The following is a 532-nucleotide window of genomic DNA, read 5'->3' on the forward strand; positions in this document are numbered from 1 at the left end:
TATGAGCCTGCCATACGCCTATGACGTGTATGCCGCGACGCCGGACAATCAGGCGCACCAGCTGGCCATCGCCGGTCAGTATCGTCTGGATACCACTGTGCTTAATGGCCGGGTGGTCGCAGGCCGCATGATCCAGGATGACGCGCTTATTCAGGTGGCCGGTAACCCGCTGCAAAGCTGGGATGGTCAGGTCGATACTCTGGATGCCAAACTGGCTGCTACCTCGATGCTGACTCCGCGCCTGCGCGTCGGCGGCAGTGTCGATTACTCAAAGCGTGACAACGACTCATCCGTGTATGAGTTTATGCAGCCGCGCCTGAGCTATGACGCCATCAGCAACTCATTTAAGCAAAACACTGTGCTGGATAGCGAGCGTCAGACCATCAAGCTGAACACCGCCTATCGTCTGGCGCCGGGCTATCGCCTGCAAGCCGGTTACGACTTCAAACAGGTTGAGCGTCATTACGGCGAGCGCGAGCAGACCCGTGACAACACCCTGTGGGCCGAGCTGGATATCCGTACTTTCGAGACT

1 protein-coding gene is annotated in these 532 nt (G+C 58.1%); it reads left to right on the top strand.

The annotated features are described in order from the left end of the window. Nucleotides 1-532, top strand: a 532-nt coding sequence (locus ACRRUX_RS20610; protein WP_432534106.1) for an MtrB/PioB family outer membrane beta-barrel protein, incomplete at both ends; no start/stop codon positions are given.

It is taken from the genome of Shewanella sp. GXUN23E (genome assembly GCF_050865035.1).
In the GTDB taxonomy this organism is placed as follows: Bacteria; Pseudomonadota; Gammaproteobacteria; order Enterobacterales; family Shewanellaceae; genus Shewanella.